Origin of the sequence: Enterovibrio norvegicus FF-33 (assembly GCF_000286835.2) — a bacterium.
GTDB lineage: Bacteria > Pseudomonadota > Gammaproteobacteria > Enterobacterales > Vibrionaceae > Enterovibrio > Enterovibrio norvegicus_A.
The window spans coordinates 1,625,358-1,650,811 of the sequence record NZ_AJYD02000038.1 but is presented as its reverse complement, the minus strand read 5'-3'; the positions used below and the strand labels follow the sequence as shown (position 1 = coordinate 1,650,811).

At 48.6% G+C, this 25,454-nt stretch carries 18 protein-coding genes; 5 read left to right on the top strand and 13 right to left on the bottom strand.

What is annotated here, in order from left to right; all coding sequences use genetic code 11:
* Window positions 1–201: 201 nt before the first annotated feature.
* Complete coding sequence (locus A1OO_RS15615) at window positions 202–1,164, bottom strand: transposase (RefSeq protein ID WP_017003585.1); 963 nt, start codon at window positions 1,162–1,164, stop codon at window positions 202–204.
* Window positions 1,165–1,296: 132 nt separating this feature from the next.
* Here A1OO_RS15615 and A1OO_RS15610 point away from each other — a divergent pair, with 132 nt between their 5' ends.
* Window positions 1,297–2,100 carry an AraC family transcriptional regulator gene (locus A1OO_RS15610; RefSeq protein ID WP_017003584.1) on the top strand — a complete coding sequence of 268 codons (804 nt, stop codon included), beginning with the start codon at window positions 1,297–1,299 and terminating at the stop codon, window positions 2,098–2,100.
* A gap of 86 nt (window positions 2,101–2,186) precedes the next feature.
* Here A1OO_RS15610 and A1OO_RS15605 read toward each other — a convergent pair whose 3' ends face one another.
* Window positions 2,187–2,795: a YitT family protein gene (locus tag A1OO_RS15605; RefSeq protein ID WP_016960961.1), complete on the bottom strand. Its 609-nt coding sequence runs from the start codon at window positions 2,793–2,795 to the stop codon at window positions 2,187–2,189.
* Window positions 2,796–3,065: 270 nt separating this feature from the next.
* Between A1OO_RS15605 and A1OO_RS15600 the strand changes: the two genes are divergently transcribed.
* Window positions 3,066–3,548: a hypothetical protein gene (locus A1OO_RS15600; RefSeq protein WP_016960960.1), complete on the top strand. Its 483-nt coding sequence runs from the start codon at window positions 3,066–3,068 to the stop codon at window positions 3,546–3,548.
* 61 nt (window positions 3,549–3,609) lie between these two features.
* Here A1OO_RS15600 and copI read toward each other — a convergent pair whose 3' ends face one another.
* The 10 genes from copI to doeA all read right to left on the bottom strand — a co-directional run bounded on the left by copI (window position 3,610) and on the right by doeA (window position 17,451).
* Window positions 3,610–4,188, bottom strand: coding sequence for a copper-resistant cuproprotein CopI (gene copI / locus A1OO_RS15595; RefSeq protein ID WP_017003583.1), 579 nt, complete (start codon window positions 4,186–4,188; stop codon window positions 3,610–3,612).
* Between the two features lie 54 nt (window positions 4,189–4,242).
* Complete coding sequence (locus A1OO_RS15590; protein ID WP_017003582.1) at window positions 4,243–7,371, bottom strand: efflux RND transporter permease subunit; 3,129 nt, start codon at window positions 7,369–7,371, stop codon at window positions 4,243–4,245.
* Window positions 7,368–9,077: an efflux RND transporter periplasmic adaptor subunit gene (locus A1OO_RS15585; protein WP_016960957.1), complete on the bottom strand. Its 1,710-nt coding sequence runs from the start codon at window positions 9,075–9,077 to the stop codon at window positions 7,368–7,370. Before A1OO_RS15585 ends, A1OO_RS15590 begins: the two co-directional genes overlap by 4 nt.
* 21 nt (window positions 9,078–9,098) lie before the next feature.
* A complete protein-coding gene (locus A1OO_RS15580) occupies window positions 9,099–10,475 on the bottom strand; it encodes a TolC family protein (RefSeq protein ID WP_198928393.1) in 1,377 nt (458 codons plus the stop codon).
* 102 nt (window positions 10,476–10,577) lie between these two features.
* On the bottom strand, window positions 10,578–11,033 hold the full coding sequence (locus tag A1OO_RS15575) for a hypothetical protein (RefSeq protein WP_017003580.1): 456 nt from the start codon (window positions 11,031–11,033) through the stop codon (window positions 10,578–10,580).
* 268 nt (window positions 11,034–11,301) lie between these two features.
* On the bottom strand, window positions 11,302–12,714 hold the full coding sequence (locus A1OO_RS15570; RefSeq protein WP_017003579.1) for an aspartate aminotransferase family protein: 1,413 nt from the start codon (window positions 12,712–12,714) through the stop codon (window positions 11,302–11,304).
* Between the two features lie 26 nt (window positions 12,715–12,740).
* On the bottom strand, window positions 12,741–14,255 hold the full coding sequence (locus A1OO_RS15565; RefSeq protein ID WP_017003578.1) for an NAD-dependent succinate-semialdehyde dehydrogenase: 1,515 nt from the start codon (window positions 14,253–14,255) through the stop codon (window positions 12,741–12,743).
* A gap of 278 nt (window positions 14,256–14,533) precedes the next feature.
* A complete protein-coding gene (locus A1OO_RS15560; RefSeq protein WP_017003577.1) occupies window positions 14,534–15,013 on the bottom strand; it encodes an Lrp/AsnC family transcriptional regulator in 480 nt (159 codons plus the stop codon).
* A gap of 195 nt (window positions 15,014–15,208) precedes the next feature.
* Entirely contained in the window at window positions 15,209–16,216 is a 1,008-nt protein-coding gene (gene doeB / locus A1OO_RS15555; protein WP_017003576.1) for a N(2)-acetyl-L-2,4-diaminobutanoate deacetylase DoeB, read from the bottom strand.
* Window positions 16,217–16,263: 47 nt separating this feature from the next.
* Window positions 16,264–17,451, bottom strand: a complete 1,188-nt coding sequence (gene doeA / locus A1OO_RS15550; RefSeq protein WP_016960251.1) for an ectoine hydrolase DoeA — start codon at window positions 17,449–17,451, stop codon at window positions 16,264–16,266.
* A gap of 362 nt (window positions 17,452–17,813) precedes the next feature.
* Between doeA and A1OO_RS15545 the strand changes: the two genes are divergently transcribed.
* Both A1OO_RS15545 and A1OO_RS15540 read left to right on the top strand, forming a co-directional pair.
* Window positions 17,814–19,226 (top strand): aminotransferase class I/II-fold pyridoxal phosphate-dependent enzyme, encoded by a 1,413-nt coding sequence (locus tag A1OO_RS15545; protein ID WP_026023892.1) that lies wholly within the window; start codon window positions 17,814–17,816, stop codon window positions 19,224–19,226.
* A gap of 670 nt (window positions 19,227–19,896) precedes the next feature.
* Window positions 19,897–21,723: an EAL domain-containing protein gene (locus tag A1OO_RS15540; protein WP_431354952.1), complete on the top strand. Its 1,827-nt coding sequence runs from the start codon at window positions 19,897–19,899 to the stop codon at window positions 21,721–21,723.
* A gap of 125 nt (window positions 21,724–21,848) precedes the next feature.
* Here the strand turns inward: A1OO_RS15540 and A1OO_RS15535 are convergent, their stop codons facing one another.
* Window positions 21,849–22,319: an FKBP-type peptidyl-prolyl cis-trans isomerase gene (locus tag A1OO_RS15535; RefSeq protein ID WP_016960248.1), complete on the bottom strand. Its 471-nt coding sequence runs from the start codon at window positions 22,317–22,319 to the stop codon at window positions 21,849–21,851.
* Window positions 22,320–23,014: 695 nt separating this feature from the next.
* Here A1OO_RS15535 and A1OO_RS15530 point away from each other — a divergent pair.
* Window positions 23,015–25,357 carry a glycosyl hydrolase family 18 protein gene (locus A1OO_RS15530; RefSeq protein WP_017003574.1) on the top strand — a complete coding sequence of 781 codons (2,343 nt, stop codon included), beginning with the start codon at window positions 23,015–23,017 and terminating at the stop codon, window positions 25,355–25,357.
* The last annotated feature ends 97 nt before the right edge of the window (window positions 25,358–25,454 follow it).

Sequence of the window (25,454 nt, the reverse complement as noted above, 5' to 3'; positions counted from 1 at the left end):
AACACAGACAGACACATTAGGAAACATTGACTATTTCTCGATGGCGAACGCTTGAAAAGGGAGATATGTTTACTCTGTATTTAGCAGTAAACGGCAGTTATCGAAGAATGCGGTCAAAATCTGTCGTATACACAAATTTGGGGAAGCAGAAGGCTCAGATGGTTATCTGATTGGGGCACTGAAACCAAGGTAGGTGTTGGGTTATCTATATGGCAGTCGAATGCCAGACATTCTTTGTCGATTGAGATGCGGCAAGGCTGCTTTCACTGCTGACTCCGCTCCAACAATACTTCCTCTTTCTATTTTGGTGCAGGTTCGTATCCAGCTCTGAGTATCGAAGCCTAGGCGCGACAGTAAGGGCGGCAGTCCGTTTTCAATATGACCACGTTTATCATCACGTACCTGTCGCCCTGTCCAATCTACAAGTTCTAAATAATCCATGAGACGAAAGGGAATGCCGTCGGGCATGTCTTCGCGTGGGTTTCCAGCGAACGGGAACAAGCTTGGTGCCGTAATGTCTTCACTTTTCAAAGACTCAATTCGCGCTTTCACAGACGTATGGTCAGACTGCTCGGGTGTATCTGCAATCGCCGCACGCACAGGATTTAAGTCAACATACGCCATGGCTGCCGCCAACGCTTTTTCATCTAGCAGAGCTTGGCTCTTAAATCGCCCTTCCCAGAAATGACCTGTGCATTTGTCTTCACGGTTCGCTTCTGCTGCGATGTGTTGATTGATAAGTCGCATAAACCAGCTGACTGACGTTAGACGTTCGCGCCACACTTCAATGATGTTCATACAGCTTTCGGATTCTGCCTCCGAGAGCTTGTCCCCACGAATGAATCGCTGGATAAGCAAAGGACCTTGATGAAACGCCAACCAACGCTCCGCAACGTCTAGTGGAGATAATGTCTTGGCTTTATTTATGTTGATATGCAGCACGACGTGATAGTGATTGCTCATGATGGCGTAGGCACAAACATCAATGCAAAACGCGTGAGAAAGGGCCAATAATCGCTTCTCTATCCATCCTCTACGATGTTCATAACTTTTGTCAGTTGTATCATCATGGCCGCATAGAAAGGAGCGACGAACGCAACGAGAAACGCAGTGGTAGTAGGGTGTTGCGTCAAGACTGATAAGAGAAGAGCGCGCTTGAGCCATGGCCGAAATCTTTGATGAATGATGATAGTGAGGACAAGGTATCGCGGCGAGTTAACCGTTTCATCTTTAGGTATTCAGGATGGGCTGATTAGCAAGGAATGCTGAAACTGACAGTTTTGTTCTTTTCTTAAAGTGCCTGTCCAATCTTTTTTGTCAGTCCAATCTTTTTTGGCTGAACAACACTTCCATCGTATTTTCAAAAGCGTGGTGGGCGAGTCGATTCATCAGTATATCCGCCGCACTCGCATGGAATATGCCGCCAATCAGCTGATGTTTGATACACGGTCATCCGTACTTGAGATTGCCAACAAGTGCGGGTTTAACTCGGTGTCTTCGTTTAGTCGTGCATTCAAAGCCACGTTTGATGTCGCGCCGGGTGAATGGCGTAAACATGATATGCAGATAGCCAATAAGCCTTACTTGAAAGATCCCGATGTGGCGGCCGGTTATCTTCGTGTGGCTGATCTCAAATTGCCTTCGCCCAAAATTGTCGAAGTGCCAGAGCGGTTCGCCGCGTATGTACGCCATGTTGGCTATGACCGATCGATAAAAAACACATGGCGAATATTGCACGCATGGGCGAGTAGTGAAGGGCGTGATTTTTCACAGCAATTTGGTTTACACCATTCAAACCCTGCTTGGGTAGAGCTGGATAAGTGTCGCTATGTTGCCTGCATTGCCATTGATGCGCCGATAAAAGTGCGCGGAGTCGTCAATCAATTGGTGGTGCCGGGCGGGTTACATGCGGTGTTTCGATTGCAGGGGGTGTATGGCGAACTGCTTCCCCAAATCAGCAAGGTGCTCGAGCAGTGGCTGCCAGCGTCTGGTTTTAAACTGGGATCAACGCCTGCGTATGTGCATTATCACCAAAACCATTTTCTCGATGAGCAGGAACGCTTTGAGTTGGATTTCTATCTGCCAATTAGTTTCTTCTGATAACAAAAAGGCCACCGAGAAGGTGGCCAGTTCAGGTGCTATTTACGATTTATCTAGAAGCAAAGAGATCGGATGACGATCAGGGTCTAAGCAGCTTGCGATTTGGCCTGATAACGCCCAGGTTTGTGATTCATCGCTAAGATAAGGTTGGTGGTGATCGCGCCCAGTATCGACAATGCAATCAAGCTCAAATCCACAATGAACAGTGACATCACCACAATGGCGCAATCCAGTGCCATTTGCACCTTGCCAGCACGAATCCCAAAGCGTTCTTGAAGATACAGCGCGAGAATATTGAATCCGCCCAGACTCATTTTGTGGCGGAAGATCACCAACATGCCTGTTCCGATTAAGCCACCGCCAATCAGGGCTGCGTAAATGGGATCAATATGCGCAATATCAATAACGCGATACAGATGATCAACAGCCACAGAGACGATGCTGACCGCGATGAAAGTATTCAGCGTGAAACGCCAACCCATGCGCATGACTGACAGGATGTAGAACGGCAGATTGAGGGCGAAAAAGGCTTGGCCGAAACTTAAGGCGCTCACTTTGGTGAGGAAGATGGCAAGGCCTGCCGTGCCGCCTGTCAGTAAGCCAACTTTGTTGAAGAAAATGACGCCCAGCGAGACGAGTGCGCTGCCAAGCAGTAAGGCCAAGAGGTTTTCTCTGAGGCTATGATCTTTATCCATGTCTGATGATTCCTTTCTCTATTCCTGATCCCTGCGAATCAATAAATGTGCAGGTAATTGCAAAGTAAGATGCGGTTCTTGCTGACATTTGTCGAGAAACGGGCATGGATTTGCATAAAAGAGGTGTTCAGCGAAATTTACACTGGGTGTTGCCGCAGTCCCGTATCTGGGATTTTCAAACAGTTTTAAAACGTTAGTTGTCATCTAGCACTACATTCTGTGTGGCGACATGGATTTGCTGTTTTGTAAGGTATTTTGGCTGAGGTAAATATGTCACCCACGATTGAAGTAAAACTCAAAGACTCTCTGGTATCCGCACTGATCAATGGGGTCATTAATGCAGTGATTGCCAGTTATACGTTTGGCTCTAAGGCATTGGTTCCGATGTCGTTGGATATGATTTCGACCAAAGAGCTATCAGTTTGGGGGCAAGCCGTCCCGCTGACGTTTGGCCTTGGCATTATTCTTTCGCTGATCACGGCGAAGGTGTTTGCGGGCAAGGTGAGCAAGGCGCACCCAGAACTCAAAGAGACAGTAACCAAGCCCATTTTCCCAACGCTTTTGGTTATCGCGATTAACAACGCGGCCTTTCTGTTTGGTTGGTTTGTGGTGCTAGCGATCCTTTGGACGCGCGTGTTCGGTGAGGTGTATGTTTCTTCTTGGTTAGCTTCGGCGCTGGTGGGTGTGTTTGCCGTGATTGTCACTGTGTTGGTTGAAACGCGAACCAAGAAAGCGGTACTGAAGGGGGAGTAAGATAAACCATAGCCGCATTGCTGCGGCTATGGTTGCGATGACTGGGCTATCTCAAGGAGAGTTACAGTGTCACACTCTTTATCATGCCCGCTTCTGCATGGCCTGGGATGTTGCAGGCAAACTCAACGCTTTTGTCGCCGTGGAAATGCCACAGAAGTTGCTTAGCTTTACCCGGTTTAACGGTGACCGTGCTGCCTGAATCGTGGGCATGACCGCTAGTCATGTTTTTCATCATTTCACGGTGCTTGAGTTGTTCGTCCATTGAGCCGATAGAAAACTCGTGGTCGATTTTACCCACGTTCATCACCACAAATTGCACCACGTCATTTGGCTCAATGGTCACGTCTTTCTTGAAGTTAATGCGCATGTCATCAGTCAAAATAACGTGAACCACTTTGTCGGGTTTTGCGCCATTTGCTGGCATACCCACTGCAGACATACCTTCCATGTTCATCATGCTCGAATGGTCCATCTTTGAATCATCCATGTCGCCGTGCCCCATGGCTGCGTGATCCATGGTTTCTTGTGGCTTCTTGCCATGATCCATCTTGCTGTGGTCCATTTTGGAATGATCCATGTCAGCGGCCATTACGCTCGTCGTGAAAATAGCCAGTGAAAGTGCAAGTAGTGTCTTTTTCATTGTGTTTTCCTTCTTAAAGTAGTTATTCCGCGCCTCGTCGACGCGGAAAATTCATTAACTGTGTTGTGTGATTTCTCGGTTTTTCCAGAGTTTGTAAATGGCTGGCAGAACCAGCAGCGTCAGAATGAGGGCAGATGCCATGCCGCCAATCATCGGGGCGGCAATACGCTGCATCACTTCAGAGCCTGTGCCTTCGCCATACATGATGGGGATCAGGCCAATAATGACGGTCAGCACTGTCATCATCACGGGGCGAACACGCAGCCCCGCACCTTCACGAATGGCGCCAGTGAGGTCTTCTGGGTAAAGCGGTTGGTTGTTTTCTTGTGCTTCACGCTTTTTGGCGTGCCATGCCTGGTTGAGGTAAACCAGCATGATGACGCCGATTTCGACAGCCACACCCGAAAGGGCAATAAACCCTACGCCAACGGCAATCGAGAAGTTGTAACCCAAGTAGTGCATGAGCCACAGGCCGCCGACCATTGCCAGTGGTAGGGTTGCCATGATGATCATGACTTCGCCTACGCGACGGAAACTCAAATACAGCAACAACATGATGATGGCGATGGTGATAGGCACGACCACACTCAAGCGCTCTTTTGCGCGCTCCATGTATTCGTATTGACCTGACCACGCCAAGGAATAACCGGTTGGCAGCACTAGTTGTTCTGCAACCGCTTTTTGCGCATCGACCACGTAAGAGCCCAGATCGCGACCATCGATATCGACAAACACCCAACCATTAGGACGCGCGTTTTCGGTTTTGATCATCGGAGGGCCGTCTTCGTAACGAATATCGGCCACATCAGCCAGTGCGATACGTGCACCATTGGGTGTCACGAGTGGCAGGTTTTGCAGCTTCACCACAGAGTCACGGTAGTCTTGCGGGTAGCGAACATTGATAGGGTAACGCTCTAACCCTTCAACGGTTTCACCCACATTCATGCCGCCGACAGCGGTAGAAACCACTTGCTGAACGTCCTTGATACTCAAGCCATAACGGGCTGCGGAGAGGCGTTTGATGTCGATGGTGACGTAACGTCCGCCAGCAACACGCTCTGCATACACAGACGCCGTGCCAGCAACCTGATTCAAGATAGGTTCCAGATCCGCGCCGATGCCTTCGATGACCTTAAGATCAGGGCCAGCAATCTTGATGCCGATAGGTGTTTTAATGCCCGTTGCCAGCATGTCGATGCGGGTTTTGATTGGCATGACCCATGCGTTGGTGAGGCCGGGGAATTGCACCAAATCATCAAATTCTTTACGTAGCGATTCAGTGGTGAGCCCTTCACGCCATTCTTCACGTGGCTTCAGTTGGATCACGGTTTCAATCATGGTCAATGGGGCAGGGTCTGTCGCGGTTTCCGCTCGTCCAATTTTGCCCCACACCGTTTCCACTTCCGGTACGGTTTTGATCAGCTTATTGGTTTGCTGCAATAGCTCGCGCGCTTTACCGATAGAGATACCGGGATACGTCGTCGGCATGTACATCAAATCACCTTCATCCAGCGGCGGAATGAATTCGCTGCCAAGTTTACTGGTGGGGTAATACGCCGAGGCCATCAATGCGATAGCGACCACAATCATGGTCTTAGGGAAGGTCAGACTAAGGTTCAGCAATGGGCGATATAAGGCAATCAGACCACGGTTAACCGGGTTTTTGTTCTCCGGGAGTATTTTCCCGCGAATGAAGTAGCCCATCAGTACAGGCACCAAAGTGATCGAGAGACCTGCAGCCGCAGCCATTGCATAGGTTTTGGTGAAAGCCAATGGCGAGAACATCTTGCCTTCTTGCCCTTCGAGCGCAAACACAGGCACAAAGCTGAGGGTAATAATCAGCAGGGAGAAGAACAGCGGCGCACCCACTTCTTCTGCCGCTTTACTGATCACTTGCCAACGGTTTTTGTCGGTGAGTGGGGTTCGCTCTATGTGCTTGTGGACGTTCTCAATCATGACGATAGCGCCATCCACCATGGCACCGATGGCGATGGCGATACCACCAAGGGACATGATGTTGGCGTTAATGCCTTGCCAGTGCATGACGATAAAGGCGGATAAAATACCAATCGGCAAGCTAATGGCAATAACCAGTGACGAGCGAATATGAAAAAGGAACAGGGCGCACACGACGGCGACCACGATGAATTCTTCCGCCAGTTTCTGCCATAGGTTTTCCACGGCGGCATCAATCAGGGTAGAACGATCATAAGTGGCAACAATTTCCACGCCGTCTGGCAGGCTGCGTTGCAGTTCATCGAGCTTAGCTTTGACATTGGCGATCACCTCGCTGGCGTTTTCACCAAAGCGCATGACAATCACGCCACCCACCGCTTCGCCTTCTCCGTTGAATTCGGAAATGCCGCGACGCATTTGTGGGCCAATGTTGATGTCAGCAATGTCGCCCAACAGCAATGGCGTGCCTTTTTCGGTGACTTTAAGCGGCAACGATTGAATGTCTTCAACACTCGAAAGGTAACCCGTGGTGCGCACCATGTGTTCGGCTTCTGCCACTTCAATGACTGACGCGCCTGCTTCTTGGTTGCCATTTTGGATCGCCATGTTGATCTGTTGCAGCGTTAGGTTGTACGCACGCAGTTTGGCAGGATCGATTTGCACCTGATATTGCTTCACCATGCCGCCAACAGTAGCGACTTCAGAGACGCCATCCACGGTTTGTAGTTCGTACTTTAAGAACCAATCTTGCAGGCTACGAAGCTCTGCCAGATCGTGCTGCCCGGTTTTGTCTTGCAGCACGTAGCTGTAAATCCAGCCCACGCCCGTTGCATCAGGCCCCAGTGTCGGTTTGGCGCTCGGTGGTAATTTTGGCGCGACTTGGCTTAAATACTCCAATACACGTGAACGTGCCCAATACATGTCGGTATTGTCGTCGAAGATGATGTAAACGTAGGAGTCACCAAAGAAGGAGTAACCCCGAACCGTTTCGGCGCCCGGTACGGCTAACATGGCGGTGGTTAATGGATACGTGACCTGATCTTCCACCACTTGTGGCGCTTGACCCGGATAACTGGTTTTGATGATTACCTGCACATCGGACAGATCCGGCAGGGCATCGACGGGGGTATTCTTAACGCTGTATAAGCCGCCCAGCGTAAGAAAGAGGGTCGCGACCAGTACCAGAAATCGGTTGGCAATCGACCAGCGAATAACGGCACCAATCATTGTTTGCCTCCTTCTAGCTCAAGTGCTTTAAGGAAGTAATCTGCCCCGTTTTTGGTGACTAAAAAGCGGACGGTTTGGCCTTCAGCAAAAGCGCCCAGATTAACGCTTTCTTCCACGGAGAAATTCATTTCTCCCGCGTCCCATTTCCACTCACTCACCGGCTGGTGGGTTAGGGTGATCATGCCGAAATCTGCCATCAACATGGAGATTTCGCCGGATACCCAAACTTCATTCGGCGCAGCGTCGTCACTGAGTTTGAAATCAACGATTTCATATTGGCCTGATTCGGCTTTTTGCATTTCAAAATCGATGGCTTGTCCGACGTCGAACTCGTCTAGTTCAATACCCTCGGCAAAGGTGAAATTCATCACCATGCCTGGCCAGTTCCATGCGGGAACGGGTTCGTGATTGATGGTGAGCATGCGGTGTCCCATCATCACATCAGTGATTTCGCCTTTGGCCCATTGGGTTTCTGCGGCCGCTTCAATACCATTGATTCTGGCTAAATCGGCAGACTGGCTGGATTCTGAGTCCAGCATAAAGTGGGCAGAAGTGACGACACGATGTTTGTCGGTTAAACCTTGCAGCACTTCAATGGTATCTCCCGCTTCACGTCCCACTTCAATACGAGCAGAGCGATACTTGCCATCGCCTTCAGCGAGTACCACGCGGGTCATGCCGCCAGAGCGGATCACTGAGGATTTTGGGATAGTGAGAACGGCATCTTCCGTGACAGGTTGCAGCGCAATATTGGCAAACATGTTGGGTTTGAGTTCACCGTCTGCATTGGTGAACTTCAAGCGCATGCGCAGGGTACGGGTTTTCGGGTCTAAAATTGGATACACGTAGTCGACTTTGCCTTGCCATTCTTTACCAGGAACACCATCTAGTGTCATGGTTGCCATGCTGCCTGCATTGACCCAGTGCGCCTGACGTTCAAACACCTCGGCATCAACCCACACTTCGTCTAGTGGGCCGGCACTGATCACCGCTTGTGAAGGAGAAAGGTATCCCCCCTCACGAATGTTAAGACTGGCGATAATGCCATCGCCCAAGGCTTTGACATCTATGGTTTGTGACGCTTTTCCGCGTTTAATGATCTGTGCAATTTGGTCACGGTCGACCCCTAAAGAAACCAATCGTTCTGTTGCGCCCTTCATCAAGCCTTTGCGGCCTGTGCGGTAGGCGTTGAGCAGTTCTTCTTGTGCTTTAACGAGATCGGGAGAATAGAGCGTAAAAAGCACATCGTCTTTGCTGACTTTTTCGCCCACGGCATTGATATATAACTTTTGTACCCAACCCGCGACGCGGACGTTGGTTTGCCATAGGTGGCTTTCATCAAAGGCAATATAACCAACGGTTTCAATACGCGGTGACAGTGGCGCCCACTCAACGGCGGCTGTTTTTACGCCGAGGTTATTTTCGACCGCTGGGCTAATTTTTACAGTTCCTGCTTTGTCCCCTTCGCTTGACGCATCATCCGCATACACGGGGATCAAATCCATGCCCATCGGGGATTGTCCCGGTTTATCACGCTGGTAATTGGGGTCCATAGGCGCGACCCAATATAAAGGCTCATCATTACTCGCAGGTGTCGCTGCGCCAGCCATGGCTGACATGTCATGCCCTGAAAGCAGTTGGTTTGCACCAAATCCGATGGCACCGCCAACCAGCAAAGCGAGGGTAGCTACTTGCATTGTTTTCATTGTTATCTCCTACCTTGCGGCTTAGTGCTTTGTTTGTGATGGCGCTGGGTTTGGCATTGCGATATCAGGTGTCACGGTCGTGTAATCAAAACTACCCAATAAGGTCGCCAAATTGCTGTTCACGAGATTTAAATCGGTGATCAAACGTTGCTGCTCAAGGGATAAAGTGAGTTCATCACTGGCGGCGGCTATCACGTCATTAAACTGTGCCGTGTTGTTTTGGTATCCACGTTCAACCGCTTTGGTGCGTGCGCTAGCCTGTTCTAGCAAGGTGGTTCTGTAGCGATCTAAACGTTGCTCTAGATTGCTTTTATCCACCAAAAGCGCATTCACCTTGGCGTTCATTTGCGCAAGGAGGAGGTCTTTCTGTGATTTTGCAGCGCCCACTTGGTACTGAGCGGCGGCATGGTTTCTGTCCTGACGGTTATCGGTGAACAGCGGAATATCGAGCGTCAGATACGCGCTAACTAAATCGGAGGCAGGTTGACCGTTCATGCCGTTAGCTTGGCGATAGCCGTACATCACTTCGACACCGAACTGCGGCGCGTAAGCTTGCTCGGCCAATTCAACCTGTGTTTCTTGTGTGGTGATAGCCACATCGGCCATTTTTACCATTGGGTGCTGGCGAAGAAGGGTAAAATGCTCGATGGAGCTGGTTTGACTCAGTGTTGCCGTCAGGGTTTGCCAATTTAGCTGGTTGCTGGCGTTAAGATCTTTTGCGTTGGCGAGCCAGTTTGCACCCAGCCATTCGGAGAGTTGAGAAATAATGCGGCGCTGAACCTGCGCGTTAGCTTGCAGTTTTTCATCAAGCCTACTGACTTGAAGTTGGGCGTTGAGCAAGTCTTGCGCTTCATTCTTGCCAATCGAATAGTTGGTTTGGATGAAGGTGGTGAGCTCTCGCATCAGGCGTTGGTTCTCGCGCAAAATGCGTTCAGCCTGTTGCTGATAACCCAATTCTAACCAGAGCTGAGTCAGAGTATTGGCCACTTCGCGCTCACGCACTTCGACTTGAAGCTGAATGCCATCGGCTTGCTGATTGGCTTTTCTACCTTGCAAAGACAAGGTGTCACCACGTTCAAACTGCTGCATCAGGCCAATGGAGATGTTGGTCATTGGGTCTTTATCGAACTGGAAGCTGTCGACGGGCAGGCCACCCACACCCACTTTGAGTTTGGGATCCATCAAGGTAGCACTGGCTATGCCTGTTTCACGCATGGCTTGAGATTGCGCATAGAACTGCTTTCGGCTGGCATCGTTTGCTAATGCTGTTTCGATAAGTTGCGTCAGTGTGTTGGAGTCAGACGCCAAACGCACTTGCTCTGCCGATGGAGCGGCGAAAGCGGGCGTTGGCATCCAAACCATGGCACTGATCGACAGTGCTAATAAGCTTGGTTTGATATTCACGAGTTAAATCCATTCTGTTCGCGTCAAATTCGGACGCGGAATCACCCTCCACGGCGCATAAAAAAGGCGCAGTGGTACGACATTTCAGAGTTGGATTTAGGCTATCGGGGGTCGGTAGAGAGATTGAACGCGAGCAATGAGGGTAACGCCTTGCTCCAAGTGGATAAGGGCAAGTTTGGTTACGTGTTGCTCGGATTGATAATTGGGGGAGATTAGCGCAACAGCGCTGAAACAAGTCGCCGTGCAGCAGTTATGAACCATGGTTGGATCGGAGCTGCAATCGAGCATTTCTATTTCTGATGTAGGATTAGGTGAAGCCCTATGTTGAGCATGCAAATCGGTTGAAGGTTCAAACAACAAGCAATCTTGATCAGAATCTGTATTTGAAGCCGCGTGATGCTCTTCGCTCATTGTAGCGTGAGACATCTGTTCGCTGGACATCATGTGCACTGACATCGACATCATTGATGCGCTCGACGCAAAACCGGACGTCAGCATGACAAGTAAGCTGATAATAGCGATCCAGTATGTACGAAAAGATGAAAAGCGCATCGAAAGACTTTTGTGAGTAGATATTGAAGAGAAGTATAAAGGTTACAGTTGGGGGAAGGTCAACAAATATCGTTTCTAGATCCTGAGAATACGTGTAATTGCACACGTGTTAGCCATTTTTAGGCGGCTACGGGCACATTTTTTCAATATTACACGGAATATCAAGAAGAATGTCATCCAGTTTATCTGGATGATCGCGATTGTCATCTTCAATAAAAAGCCCCGGATTCGGGGCTTTTTCAATGGTATGAGGTGATGTTTGAATGTGTTAAGCGGCTTTCCAGCTACCACTGCTCACCAACTTGTCTGTCACTTTGTCGATGGCTTTTTTCGCCCGTGAGACGATATCGTCAATGTCTGCATGGTTAACTACCAGAGGTGGCGCGAAACCCAAAATGTCGCCGTGTGGCATGGCACGAGCGATCAAACCTTGTTCAAGACATGCAGCGGCGATTTGTGGGCCGACTTTTAAAGAGGGATCGAAGTGTTCGCGTTTGAATTTGTTGCTGGAAAACTCAAGCGCATGGAGCAATCCGATACCGCGGCTGTCACCAATGAGCGGGTGATTGGCAAACGTGGCCTGCATCTGTTGTTGGAAATAGGCACCCGTATCACGCGCATTCGCCGTCAGGTTTTCACGCTCGATAATATCGAGGTTACACAGCGCCGATGCCGCGCCCAATGGGTGACCTGAATAGGTATAACCGTGCCCGATAGCGCCCCATTGATCTGTGCCATCTTCAAGCACCTTCCATACTCTTTCACCCACCATGACGCCGGAAAGCGGTTGATAGGCTGAAGTAAGTCCCTTGGCGACGGTAATGAGGTCGGGCTTCATGTCATACATAATTGAACCAAAGTCAGCGCCAAGACGACCAAAACCACAAACCACTTCATCAGAAATGAGCAAAATGTCGTATTTATCCAATACTTTGCGGATTTCTTGCCAGTAGCCTTCTGGTGGCGGAACAATACCGCCAGTGCCCAGTACAGGTTCGCCAATCATGGCGGCGACGGTTTCTGGACCTTCGGCGAGCACCATTTTTTCCAATTCATCTGCGCAGTATTTTGAGAACTCACGTTCGGTCATCCCGTCGTCTTGACGACGATAATAGTAAGGCGCGACAGTGTGTTTAATACGATCAAGCGGCAGATCGAAATGGGCATGAAAGAGTGGCAGCCCTGTCATTGAACCCGAGGCGATACTGGAGCCGTGATAACCACGATCACGAGAGATGATCTTCTTTTTCTCTGGCAGCCCGCGCACATTGTTGTAATACCAAACGAGCTTGAGTTGGGTTTCATTCGCATCACTGCCGGACATGCCGTAATACACCTTGCTCATGCCTTGGCCCGCCATCTTCAAAATACGTTCTGACAGGGTGATCAATGCTTCGTTCGTGTGGCCGACATACGTGTGGTAGTAAGCAAGCTTCTTGGCTTGTTCGTAGATGGCTTCGGCCATTTCTTCTCGACCATAGCCGATGTTCACACAGTAAAGCCCCGCGAAAGCATCGACAAGTTCTATGCCTTCTGAGTCTTGAATGCGAATGCCTTTGGCGCTGGTGATAATACGCCCAGGCAAGTCACCATTGGCGTATTGCTTTAGGTGCGTTGATGCGTGAAAGACGTTCTGACGGTCTATTTCGAGCAAGGCTTTGGTATCAATATTCTGTGTCATATCAAACTCCATGTATCTGCAAAAGATCAGCAACCGCTGGCTGTCGGTAAACCGCCAAGGCAGTAATATTTAATTTCGCTGTATTCATCAAAACCGTGTCGGCTACCTTCGCGCCCAAGGCCTGACTGCTTCATGCCGCCAAACGGGATCGGGTGACCCGTCATTTTCACGCTGTTCACACTCACCATGCCAAACTCTAGCCCGCGCATGAGCTTCCATATGTCGCGGATATCGTTTCCGTACACGTAGGCAGCAAGGCCATATTCGGTGTCGTTCGCGGCAACAAGAAGGTCATCTACGTTGTCGTAGGCAATCACACCTGCAACGGGGCAGAAGTTCTCTTCACGATATACCGCCATGTCAGGCGTAACTTGGGTTAGCAGTACGGGATGAAAAAAATTGCTGTTGAGCGATTGTGGTGATTTTCCTGCGAGTAGCGTTGCGCCTTTTTCGAGTGCATCGTCGACCAATTTTTGCGCTTTTTCGACGGCTTGACGGCTTATCAACGGGCCAAGGTCTACGCCTTTTTGCATGCCATTTCCAACGCGAAGTTTTTGCATGCCAGCAGCGAAGGCCGCGACAAATTCGTCATGGTATTCGCGTGGTACAAAGATCCGGTTGGCGGCGAGGCAGTCTTGGCCTGATGTCTGGAACTTGGCTTCAATCGCAGCGTTGGCTGCTTCATGAATGTCCATGTCCGGCAGAACAATGAAAGGGGCATTGCCACCTAACTCCATCGAGCACTTCTTCACTGTATCGGCGCATTGTTCGAGTAGGATTTTCCCGACGCGTGTGGAACCGGTAAACGAGAGGGCCTTTACTTTGTCTGAGGCGCACAGCGTGGCGGCGATCATGGGTGCATCGCCGGTGACCACGTTAAATACGCCGGCTGGAATGCCAGCACGCTCTGCCAGTTCCGCGAGTGCTAATGCGGAGAAGGGCGTTTCGTTGGCAGGTTTCACGATCACCGTACAACCAATTGCCAATGCAGCAGCGGCTTTGCGGGTGATCATCGCATTGGGGAAATTCCATGGCGTGATTAACGCCGCTACGCCAATCGGTTCTCTCAGAGTAGCAAGCTGTGCATTGGGGATATGGCTAGGGATGGTTTCACCATAAGCTCTACGCGCTTCTTCGGCAAACCAGCGAATGAACGATGCGCCATAATCAATTTCGCCCCGAGCATCGTTTAAGGCTTTTCCTTGTTCCAATACCATTAAGCGGGCGAGGTCCTCTCTGTTTTCAAGCAGCAAATCATGCCAACTCATCAGTTTGGTTGCCCGCTGTTCTGCGGATAAGGCACGCCAAGGAACAAAAGCTTTGTGCGCAGCGTTGATGGCCTTGTCGACCTGAGATTTTTTTAATGAGGTGACATAACCCAACACATGATCATCGGCGGGGTTGGTCACGGCAATATCGTCGTTACCTGCCACCCATTTTCCGTTTATATAAGCAAGCTGACGGAGTAAGCGCGCATCATCCAACTGCGCTAACACAGCGTTGCTGGCTTTTCCTTCGTAAGGCAAATTCAGTGCGGCCATATCATGACCTCCCTATAAGATGACTCGTGTATATCCAAGCAACCTCAAGATGCTTGTTCAGCGAGAGTTTGTTTGGGTATATATGGTTTTTCTCATTAAAAGGTAAGTCAGTTTCGGCTGGGTTGTTTTCTGTTAAATGGGGTTTGGCTTGAGGTTTTTTTCTATTGGACGACGAAAGACATGGTGTTTTTTCTGCACAGGAAAACGAGTGCGATTAATGGCCTGACGGTGAGCAATAAAAGAGGCGTTAAGGAGAATTTTTCGAGACGAAAAGAAGGTTATCGCATCAGGTTTTCATCGATTTCAAATGTGTCACCTTGGTGCTTGATCGTTTTCGTGACGATGTAGGTGTAATAGCGCTCAATACTGAGTTCTGACACCAGCCAACTGTCGACAAGACGTTGATACTGATCGATATCTTTCACCATCACTCTGAGGATGTAGTCAATGCCTCCACCCGTTGCGAAACAGTCAGCCACTTCAGGGCAGGTTTGCATGGCTTCTTCAAAACGTTTGAAGCTGGCTGCGTCGTGTTTTCCAAGTGTGACTTCCACCAGTACCGGCGTTTTTTTATTGAAGATACTGGGGTTGATCTTGGCGCCATAGCCTTCAATGATCCCAGCCTCTTCAAGGCGCTTTACTCGTTCCCAGCACGGACTGATCGACAGATTAATCGCTTCGGCGAGGTGCGATTTTGTGATTCGCCCTTGCGTCGCCAAAATTTGCAGGATTTTTGTGTCGTACCGATCAAGTTGCATTGATGACCCTGTCTCAGTGTGCTCGATACCTTTAAGCGTGGCACAGAGTTGGAATTGTTGACATTTCTCGAGGCCAATTTTGTGTGCTAAAGGCGAGTGGCGAGGGCGTTTGGTTCACATAGCCCAGGCAGAAACAAGCGGCGTCGAGCGACTTGATGATGCAACGCCGTTTGCTATGCCTCAGAAGTGAGGTGGTTAGTCGATTGGCTTCGCAAGCACGGCGAAGGTGTCACCGAGGCTGATCTTAGCTAAATGCCGACGGGCAGCGAGGATACCGTGAGTTTGTGAACGGTATTCGATCGGGGCTTGTCCACTGCGTTCGGTCGAATAAACGCGCGCGATGAGGTCACCTTCTTTGATGTCATCACCCAACGTCACACATAGCTCTAAGATTCCATTGTGCTCACTTTGCAAATAACACTGAGCATTTGGGATTTCCAAGAAAGTGGGTGTGCTAGGTGGCTCAATGTGGTCTTTCTGCAAGATGCCGCTGAATACGAGGAAATTGTGAATACCACGATCTGCCATTTCAATTGTTTCAGGATTCGTGGTTCCGCCGCCTCGCAATTCCGTGGTGACGAACACTTTTCCTTGTGCTTCAACAGTCGTGTCATACAGCTGCGTCGGGTCCATTTCTTCCATATAAAAACAGTAGGGCGCGCCAAACAATCGTGCGCCTTCTATGCAACGTTCTTCCTGCGTTTTATCGACAAGACGGTGAGCCGCAGCGAAAGGGAGAATGTCTAGTGTCTTGCCCCCTGAGTGAATATCCAGTGCGGTATCGCACAAGGGGACAAGGTGACGGGTAAAGTAGTCAGCCATACGTTCTGTCATACTGCCGTAGGGGTGACCCGGAAATGCGCGATTCATGTTGCCGTTATCAATGGGAGAAACACGGCTTCCCGCTTCGACAGCTGGGTGGTTCATCATTGGCACGATAATTACGCGGCCTTTGATATCAGCGGGTGTTAGGGTATGGCTCAATTTGAGTAATGACGTGATCCCTTCGTATTCATCGCCATGATTTCCCCCTGTTAGCAGCGCTGTTTGACCCTCACCATTTTTAATGACGGTGATGGGGGTCATGATGGCACCCCATGCCGATCCATCATGAGAATAAGGCAATTTCAAAAAGCCATGCTGTATGCCGTCTGCTTCAAAATCAACGGTTGTTGATACTGAACTAGGCGGTAATTTCGCCATAGAATCTTAATCCTTTTTTCGTGAGCGTTTGAGTATGTTCTTCACTGCTAATGCTTAATAAAAAGCTGGCGTGGAAAATTGCACAATGTTTCTGCACCATACTGCGTGATCACGATGCTTTCTGTGGTTTCCATGCCCCAATCATCCATCCAAAGACCGGGCATAAAGTGAAATGTCATGCCTTCTTTCAAAATGGTAGTGTCAGTGTCGCGAAGACTCATGGTGCGCTCACCCCAATCGGGTGGATAGCTCATACCGATGGGGTAGCCGCATCGTGAACCGCCCCGATCAAAACCATACTTCACCATGATGGCATTGAGGGCGCGGGCAATGTCGCCACACGTATTACCAGGCTTGGCAACCGCCAGTCCCGCTTCTAGACCTTCATTCAATGCATCGTTGGCGCGTTTAAAATGATCGGCCGGCTCGCCAAGATAAATCGTGCGTGAAAGCGGGCAGTGATAGCGACGGTGAACCCCCGCCATCTCGATAAAAGTGCCTTCACCTTTTTTAAAGGGACGATCATCGTACGTGAGATGTGGGGCCGACGCGTCAATGCCAGACGGTAGCAAGGGGACGATAGCGGCATAGTCGCCGAAGTGCCCATCGTGACCGATAACGGAGTGCTTGTTAATTTCAGCCACCAGAATATGTTTCGGTAATCCAGGTTCGATCAGGTCGTAAGCCACGCGGTGCATGTTTTCTACAATGCGCGCTGCTGCTCGCATGTAATACAGTTCTTGTTCTGATTTCTCTGCTCTGCACCAGTTAACCAAGCCTGTTGCATCAGTAAATGATGCGTTGGGTAGGTTGTCACGCAATGCCTCGTAGGCGGTTGCGCTGAAGTAGTAGTTGTCTTTTTCGACGCCAATTCGACCACGGTCCCATAGCTTTTCACCAAGCACTGCGTTAGCGAGATACTCCATAGGATGAAGCGGAGGATTCATCACATAGTGATCCGGGTAGCCTACGACATTTTCAGGAGACATATGAACGGTGCGACGTGCACCATTGGCGTCTTGGTTACGACCAAACCACAAAGGAACGCCAGTTTGTGCGACGACGACACATTGAGGTACGTAAAATGACCAGCCGTCATAGCCTGTTAGCCACGCCATGTTGGACGGATCATGGACGATAAGAATATCAATTTCGTTGATTTCCATAGCCGCACGAACTTTCTCCAGCCGGACGTCAAACTCTTCAAGTGTAAAATTAAGGACTACATCACTCATGCCCCTTTGCTCCTCAATATACCGCCCAAATGGACGAACGTTGACCATCGTTAGAGTCATCGCCAGTCATCAATATCTAGCAGAGATCAGGATCGACCTTCCACTTATGACTGTTTTGCCTCCCAGCTTTGCCTTCCGCTTTGTGATGCTGAAACTTGAGTAGCAGCGACACGTCCATAACCTTGTTATGAATGCGTTAAGCTCAGTTTTATGCGTTTCCGGCCTCCTTTTTATCAGTGCCGCTTATAGTTCAAACTAGTTCAATACATATCAATACGATTCAATGTTGCCAAATTGTTTTGATTAGGCATACATTAGAGATACACCACTGGCTAAAATTTGGTCAATAAAAATATTGAACTATGACAATTAAATTAAACCTCGAATTAGCCCCAGGGCTCCCGAAATATATGGCGATCTCAAAAGCGATAATGGATCAAATTTCTTTGGGCGTATTGCTGCCGGGATCGAAATTACCGCCGCATCGTGAACTGGCCGATCAATTGGCCGTCAGTGTGCAGACGGTCAGCAATGCCTATGCCCATGCAGAAAAGCAAGGTGCGGTTGAGGCGTGGGTGGGCAGCGGGACGTTTGTCAGAAGCTTTGCCCAAGGGAAGGAAAGTGAGTTTCTGCTGACGCAAGACGTTAAGAATGAACAGTCGGTTTCCGACGTGATTGACATGTCAATTGCACACCCGGTTTACACCAATCAAATCACTCAGTTGTTCAATGAGACCTTGATGGACATTGCCAAGCATGGTGATACCGCTCATCTGCTCAATTCAGCGCGACCCGTTGCTGGGCTGCGACGACACATAGACGCGGCGGTACATTATCTTGCCCAACAAAAGCTGAACGCGGAAGCTGAATGTGTTTTGTTAACCAATGGCGCATGCCACGGCTTGGTGCTCGCGCTTGGTACTGCCATTTCGTCTGGTGACACAGTGGCATGCGAGCGGCTTGTTGATCACGGTTTAATTGCACGTTCAAAGATCTTCAATTTTAAGCTGTGCGGCATCGACATGGACGAACAAGGAATCATTCCTGAAGCGCTTGATCGCATCTGCAAGCAAAGAGAAATTAAAGCATTGGCATGTACGCCGAGCATGAGCAATCCTACCAGCGCACACATGGGCATGGAACGCCGAATGGCGATTGCTGAAGTGGTGCAGCGACATAACTTGATGCTAATCGAAGATGATGTTTATGGCGCGTTAGAACCGAATCGTTTACCGCCAATTTCGAGCTTGATCCCTGAGCAGAGTTTCTATGTTACCAGCCTGACAAAAACAGTGGCACCAGGGTTGCGCGTTGGGTATCTGGTTGTTCCGCGCCATCTTAAGCAGCATGCTGTTGGACGATTGGCGGCGACGAGTTGGATGGCCACACCTTTGCCGTTTGAAATCGCCAGTCACTGGATCATTAATGGCTCAGTTGAGCGCATTGAAGCATTTCAGCGTCAGGAGTTTGCGGCTAGACAGCGTCTTGCCGCGAATTGTCTATCCGGCATGCACTTTGAAGCTCACCCTTATGGTCAGCATGTGTGGTTAACCTTGCCCAGCGAATGGCAAGCTGACAATTTACTGGTTGCCGCAAGACAAGCGGGTGTTCAACTGACAGGTTTTCAGCCGTTCACATTAGATAACGATATACGCAGAAATCATGTTCGAATTAGCTTGGGAGGAGAAGCCAGTCGTTATCGTATCAAGCGTGGATTGCAGATCGTTTCAGACTTGGTGAAAAGCGAGCCACCGCCACCACATTTTCTGTTGTAGTGGATACATGTCTTTCATTTAGATAATTCAGTCACTTTTAGTTTAGTGACGGCTTATTGCCTTAGTTTGTGGTTGTGTTGTTACCAAGTATTTACATGGTGGATGTGTTTTATTTCCAATGGGCGCTTGGGGGATGCTAATTAGAAATAACACCAAGGTTTGGTTGAGTGTATATATTTTGGACTATATAATTCGCAAAATTTTTGAACAACAGTGAACACCGTCAACAAACTGCTTCTCTCCTTGGATAGTGCGGACTCTCAGACTATGAGTTCTTGCCAATTGATTTAGCGGGTATGCCCGTCTTCCCTCATTAACAGACAAAATCACGGCTTACTTTCGAAAGATAGTGAGTGCGATGTTTTTGTGTGTTTAATGATACCGAATGCAATCATCAGGGCGATTTATGGGTAATGTTTGTTGTGTATTAATCGTACGTGCTGAGATTTAACAACTGTATATGCGCAACTTGTCTACTTTCCGATCTTATTACGATACCTATGTACGTGATATATCCATTGTTTTTTTACTGCTTCTCCCTTTAACTATTTGTAACGCGATTTCGATATTTGTTGGTCAACTATTAAATTTCTCAAACATCCCTTTGGTTGCGCAACAATTTTTCTACTTTTCGAATATTTTGATCGGGGTATACCCAACGGCATTGTGTTTGATTACGACGTACTACTTGTCGTCAAAACACAGTGTGAATCCAATGGTCGTTGTGCCGTATGCGTTGGCAATGTTCGTCACGATTTCGTTGGCGAATGGTTTGGTGGCGGATCACAATGGTTTGCCGAATAACCCACTCGTAGCCTTGTTGACTGCAGGTGTAGCGACGGCATCTTGTGTGTCATTTCGTCTGTACCCACTCAATCCATCACGTGTCGATTTTGTCAGTGCGCTCTATAAGCAAGTGGCACATTTTTTTGGTTTCTTATTGCTAACCATGGCGTTCTCGGCACTCACGAAGACCATCATTGCGTATGGTGATAAGTACCGTGATTTGTCGGTGATTGATCCACTGACGTTTGATGGCGGCATGGCATATGTCTTTCTATTGGGCCTGTTAGGTTCAGTGGGCATTAATGGGCATAACTTTCTGTTTAGAGCAAAGCAGCAATTGTTTGAAGACACGAAGTTAAATATCGCTGCGTGGGAAGCGGGCGAGGCATCACTGAATATCTTGGGGCAGGGGTTCTATGACGCGTTTCTTGCGATCGGCGGTTCTGGAAATGCGCTCAGTTTGCTGTGTTGTATCTTGCTATTTTCCAAAGATCGTCGCCATACTATATTGGCGCTGTCAGCATTGCCTTTAGTGATGTTCAACATCAACGAATTGCTTTTGTTCGGTTTGCCGATCGTGTTTAACCCGACATTGATTATCCCGTTTATCCTCGTTCCTATCGTCAGCTTTGCGGTGGTATATGGCGTAATGTCTATTGGTTGGGTTAACCCGGTGAGCACGATAGTGGATTGGATGACGCCACCATTTTTAAGCGGCTATTGGGCGACACAAGACAGTCTTGGTGGCGTTGTGCTTCAACTTGTTGTGGTGGGCGTCGGTATACTGATTTATCGCCCTTTCTACTTGCATTACGCAGGGAGAAGTAACATTGACGACAGGGCCATTCTTCGTAAAAGCGAAATTGAAAACAGTACCTTGAAATCTTTCCTCGTCGACGTAAATACTTCGATGGGCGGCTATATCAACAAGCATGAAGTCAGTCAACGTGTGAGCCGAATGCTGAGTCAGGGCGAGTTTGTGATGTTTTACCAACCCCAGGTTAATTTAAATAACCCAAAACACATCGCGTTCGAATCGCTTGTTCGCTACAAAGATGTGAATGGCAACGTACAACCACCAACGTTTATATCGGACTTTCAACAACTCGATGCGATGTGGCAACTTGACCAAATGGTGATCGATCTTGTTCTGACCGATATAAAACAGTTCCCAATTGCTAAGGGCTGTAAGGTAGGTGTGAACATCTGCGTTGATACCGTGTCTAACCCGAAGGTTGTGGATTACATTGCCGAGCGTTTGACGTATTACGGTGTGCCAGCAACGGCGCTTGAGATTGAAATCACCGAAGAAGCTATTTTAGAAGATCACACTCAGATCACCGCTAATATTAACGCTTTGCAAAACCTGGGTGTGAAAGTAGCTATTGATGATTTTGGCGCTGGATATGCGTCATTTTCGCATTTGCTCAAGTTCAACTTCGACAAGGTGAAGCTGGATCGCTCGCTGCTGTTAAACGTGAAGGAAGAGCGAGGCCAAAACCTCTATCAACTGTTAGGGAAGATTAGCGAAGTGACTGGTTGCGCTCTGGTCGCAGAAGGCGTTGAGACAGAGCACGAGAAAGTGTTTGTCGAAAGCTGTGGCATCGAAACCTGTCAGGGTTACTACTTTGCAAGGCCAATGCCTCTTGATGAAGCCATTGTGTGGACGCAAAGCGTCGAAAGCGCATCTAAGGTTGTTGAGTTAGGCTAAGTGTTATCAATACATGACACTGCCTGCTGTTACTGATCACTCGCAATAGGGGTCGCCCGAAAACAAAAAAGCCGCATACCATGATGGTAAGCGGCTTTCTTCGTTCGATTATTGAATGACGACGATCAGTTAAAATCGAGTAATTCGACCTCGAAAATCAGCGTTGAGCCGGGCTTGATTGCGCCTGCTGACGTATTGCCATAAGCCAATTGTGCAGGGATAAAGAAACGTGTCTTTTCGCCTTTTTTCATCAACTGAACGCCTTCTGTCCAGCCACGAATCACTTGGTTTAAGCCAAAATCAATTGGCTCACCACGTTGCACAGAACTGTCAAACACAGTGCCATCGAGCAAGGTGCCGTGGTAGTGCACTTTTACGCGAGATTTGGCGGTTGGGTGTGCTTCGCCTTCGCCTTGTTCCAACACCTTGTATTGAAGACCAGAAGCGGTGGTCATCACACCTTCCTCTTGTGCATTTTTGTCTAAGAATGCTGTGCCAGCTTCAATGTTTTCTGCTGCGGCTTTCTTAGCCTTCTGGCGGTTAAGAATAATGAAAACGAATATCACGAGGATGACGAGAGGTAACGCAAAATCCATGGTAGCTATCTCACTGGTTGTTATTGGCAACGCCTTGAAGTGAGACATTATCATCAAGCAGAGGTCAGATTGGAATCGTTAAAGCTAAACAAGATGTGACGCTGCTAACGTTGAAGGTAAGAATGACGGTTTGAAACGCACGTTTAGAGCCAGTCCTCGTTGCCACCTTGCGCATAGATGGTGCAAAAATTGCCCCAATATCTAACGTCATGCTTTGAATTTCTGTGTAATAAGTACCCGTCCTCCCATATGTTCTGCCGATTGAATTAATTGGTATGCCATTTGCTATAAGCCATAGTGCTTACACGGCACGGCTTACACTCACTATTTCCCTGCTGAAGGGAATATTTAGTTAGCGCTTCACATTTGTTGCTTGTCTCCGCCATGCCTTACGCTGGCGGATTTTTTTTATCTATTATTTAACGTCTTTACTTCACTCAGCTTCATCGTGATGTTGGTTAAATATGGTTGATTTTTAAGATAAAAAACGAATTGTTAACAATGTGATATTCGCCTGTTTTTCTCTTCCAATTAGCTGCATTGCTGCAAAAAATTTACGAAATAAATGTAACTGAGTAAACACATTCCTAACCTTGATACCAAAGTTTGATATTTACATTCGCGTCAGAAATTAAGTAATGGAAAAGTAGGTGTTAGCACAACAACCAACATCCAAGACGTGGAGAAAAATAACAATGTATAAAGGACTTAAGTTCACAGCGGTTGCCGTATGTGTCGCTGGCGTGTTAGGCATGAGTGCCTCACTGCAAGCCGCACCGACACATGATAAAGCGGTTATTGGTTACCTGACGCAATGGGAAGCGTGGAAGGGCACTGATGCAGGTTTTAGCGTAAAAGGCGAAGCAACCCATTTAAACGTAGACATGGATATCTACTCCATCCTTAACTTCTCCTTTTTCGGTGTAGCAAAAGATGGCTCGCTGCACAGTGGTGATTTACGTAACAAGAACATCTACCAACCTAATTCTGTTCAAGAACCAGGCCCACTGTTGCACCCAGATGTTTATTCAAGCTGGGATTTCCATATTCTTTGGGGTGAGCTTGAGTACATTCATGAGTTCCCTGGAAACGAACCATGGCAGGCTGATCAGCTAGCAAAAGTACAAGCACAAGGTTTTGTGAAAGATGGACGCGGTTGGAAACATGCGCCGTCAGGCGTAACAGGCCAAATGCCTATTCCGTTGAAAAAAGAAGGCGGCGCACCGGGTTTGATTGATTTGGCAAACCAAAAAGGCGTGAAAGTGATGGCCTCACTTGGCGGCTGGAGTATGTCTAAGCACTTCCCTGAAATGGCGGCTGATCCGGTCAAAAAAGAACGTTTCCTTGCTGACGTAGACCGTCTAATGGCACTCGGTTTCCACGGTATTGATATTGATTGGGAATTCCCTGGTTCTGGCGGCATGAACTTCACTGGCTCTGATGTCGATTACGCTAACTTTGAACAGTTGATGGATGACATTCGTGCGCGTATTGGTGATGACAAACTTCTGACTGCTGCGTTTAAAGCAGTACCCGCTGCACTAGAAGGTTACGATTGGAATCGTCTGTCGAACTCGATGGATTACTTCAACATGATGACGTACGACCTTAACGGTGGTTGGTCAAACGTTGCGGGTCATAACTCCCCGCTGTACCCGTACCCAGAAGAAGAGTTTGATGGACTAACGTTGGACGATTTGCGCGTTTGGATGCAGGCGCGTGGTATTCCATCTAAGAAGATTAACTTCGGCGCAGCGTTCTACGGTCGTGGTGTTCAAACTAACGAAACAACGGCGTACTTAGGCGCACCTACCGACAAGCGTACCGTGAATTTCTCCGTTGATGGTCCGACTGAGTCGTCAGTGGACTTGGATAACTGGAAAGCGTTTGAAGGTCAACCAAACTACAACTACATCATTAAGCAAAACGGCTGGGAGCATTTCTGGGACGCCAATGCAGAAGTGCCTTATGCAGTGAAAGGAAAGTATTTCCTTAGCTACGACGATGAAGAAGCCATTCGTAAGAAAGCTGAGTATGTTGTGAACAACGATCTTGGCGGTATTATCGTTTGGCAGGTACACGGTGACATTCAGTGTGAAGGTACCTTCATCAATCACGGTACTAAGCTAAAAGAGTGTACCAACCTGAAATCGCCACTGGCACAGCAAATTGACAACGTGTTTAGCGCGAATGTAATGCCAAATGAAGCGCCAGTCATTTCTGTACCGGGTGCACAAGCCGCGGAATCTGGTCAAGTGATTAGCTTTGCTGTTTCAGCGAAAGACGCAGACGGCGACGCATTGTCATTTACCGCGTCTGGTGCAGATGTCGTTGATAATGGCGATGGCACAGCGACTGTGACTTACAAAGCACCGAACACCGCAACAGATGTCACTGAGACGATTACAGTAACTGCAACAGATGGTAAGAAATCTGACGTGGCTACCGTGGCTGTGAATGTGAAAGGCTCTGGCGTTGTTGAAAATACGCCACCAGCACTGACCGTTCCTTCATCAGTTTCAGTTAACGCTGGCGAGTCTGTCGATATCTCGGTGTCTGCTTCTGATGCTGAAGGCGATGCGCTGACCTTTACTGCAAGCGAAGGTGTCGTTGCTCAAAATGGTAACTCTGCAGTTATTACTGTGACTGCACCTGCATCTGATAAAGACAGCGTGATCTCAGTCGTGGTAACAGTGACTGACGGTTCGGATGCTGATTCAGCCACCGTTGCGGTTAACGTGAAAGGTGATACGGGGCCAACTGACAGCAACTGGGACGCCAACAAGGTTTACAACACGGGTGACAAAGTCATTCACAATGGTGTTGAGTTTACCGCGAAATGGTGGACCAAAGGTGAAGAGCCAGGCAAAGCTTCCGTTTGGGAAGAGTTTGACGATGGTTCATTGAACGAGTGGCGTTCAGATAAAGTCTACACAGGTGGTGATCAAACAACGTACCAAGGTAGCACGTACAAGGCGAAATGGTGGACTAAAGGTGACATGCCAGGATCTGCTAATGGCCCTTGGGCACTTCAGTAATGATTCACGCTTAGTAAGCGTTAAATAAGTCATACCGAGCCCCGCATTTCGCGGGGCTTATTTTTTTGGGTTGACTCTCGGTTTCATTGGTCGGTTT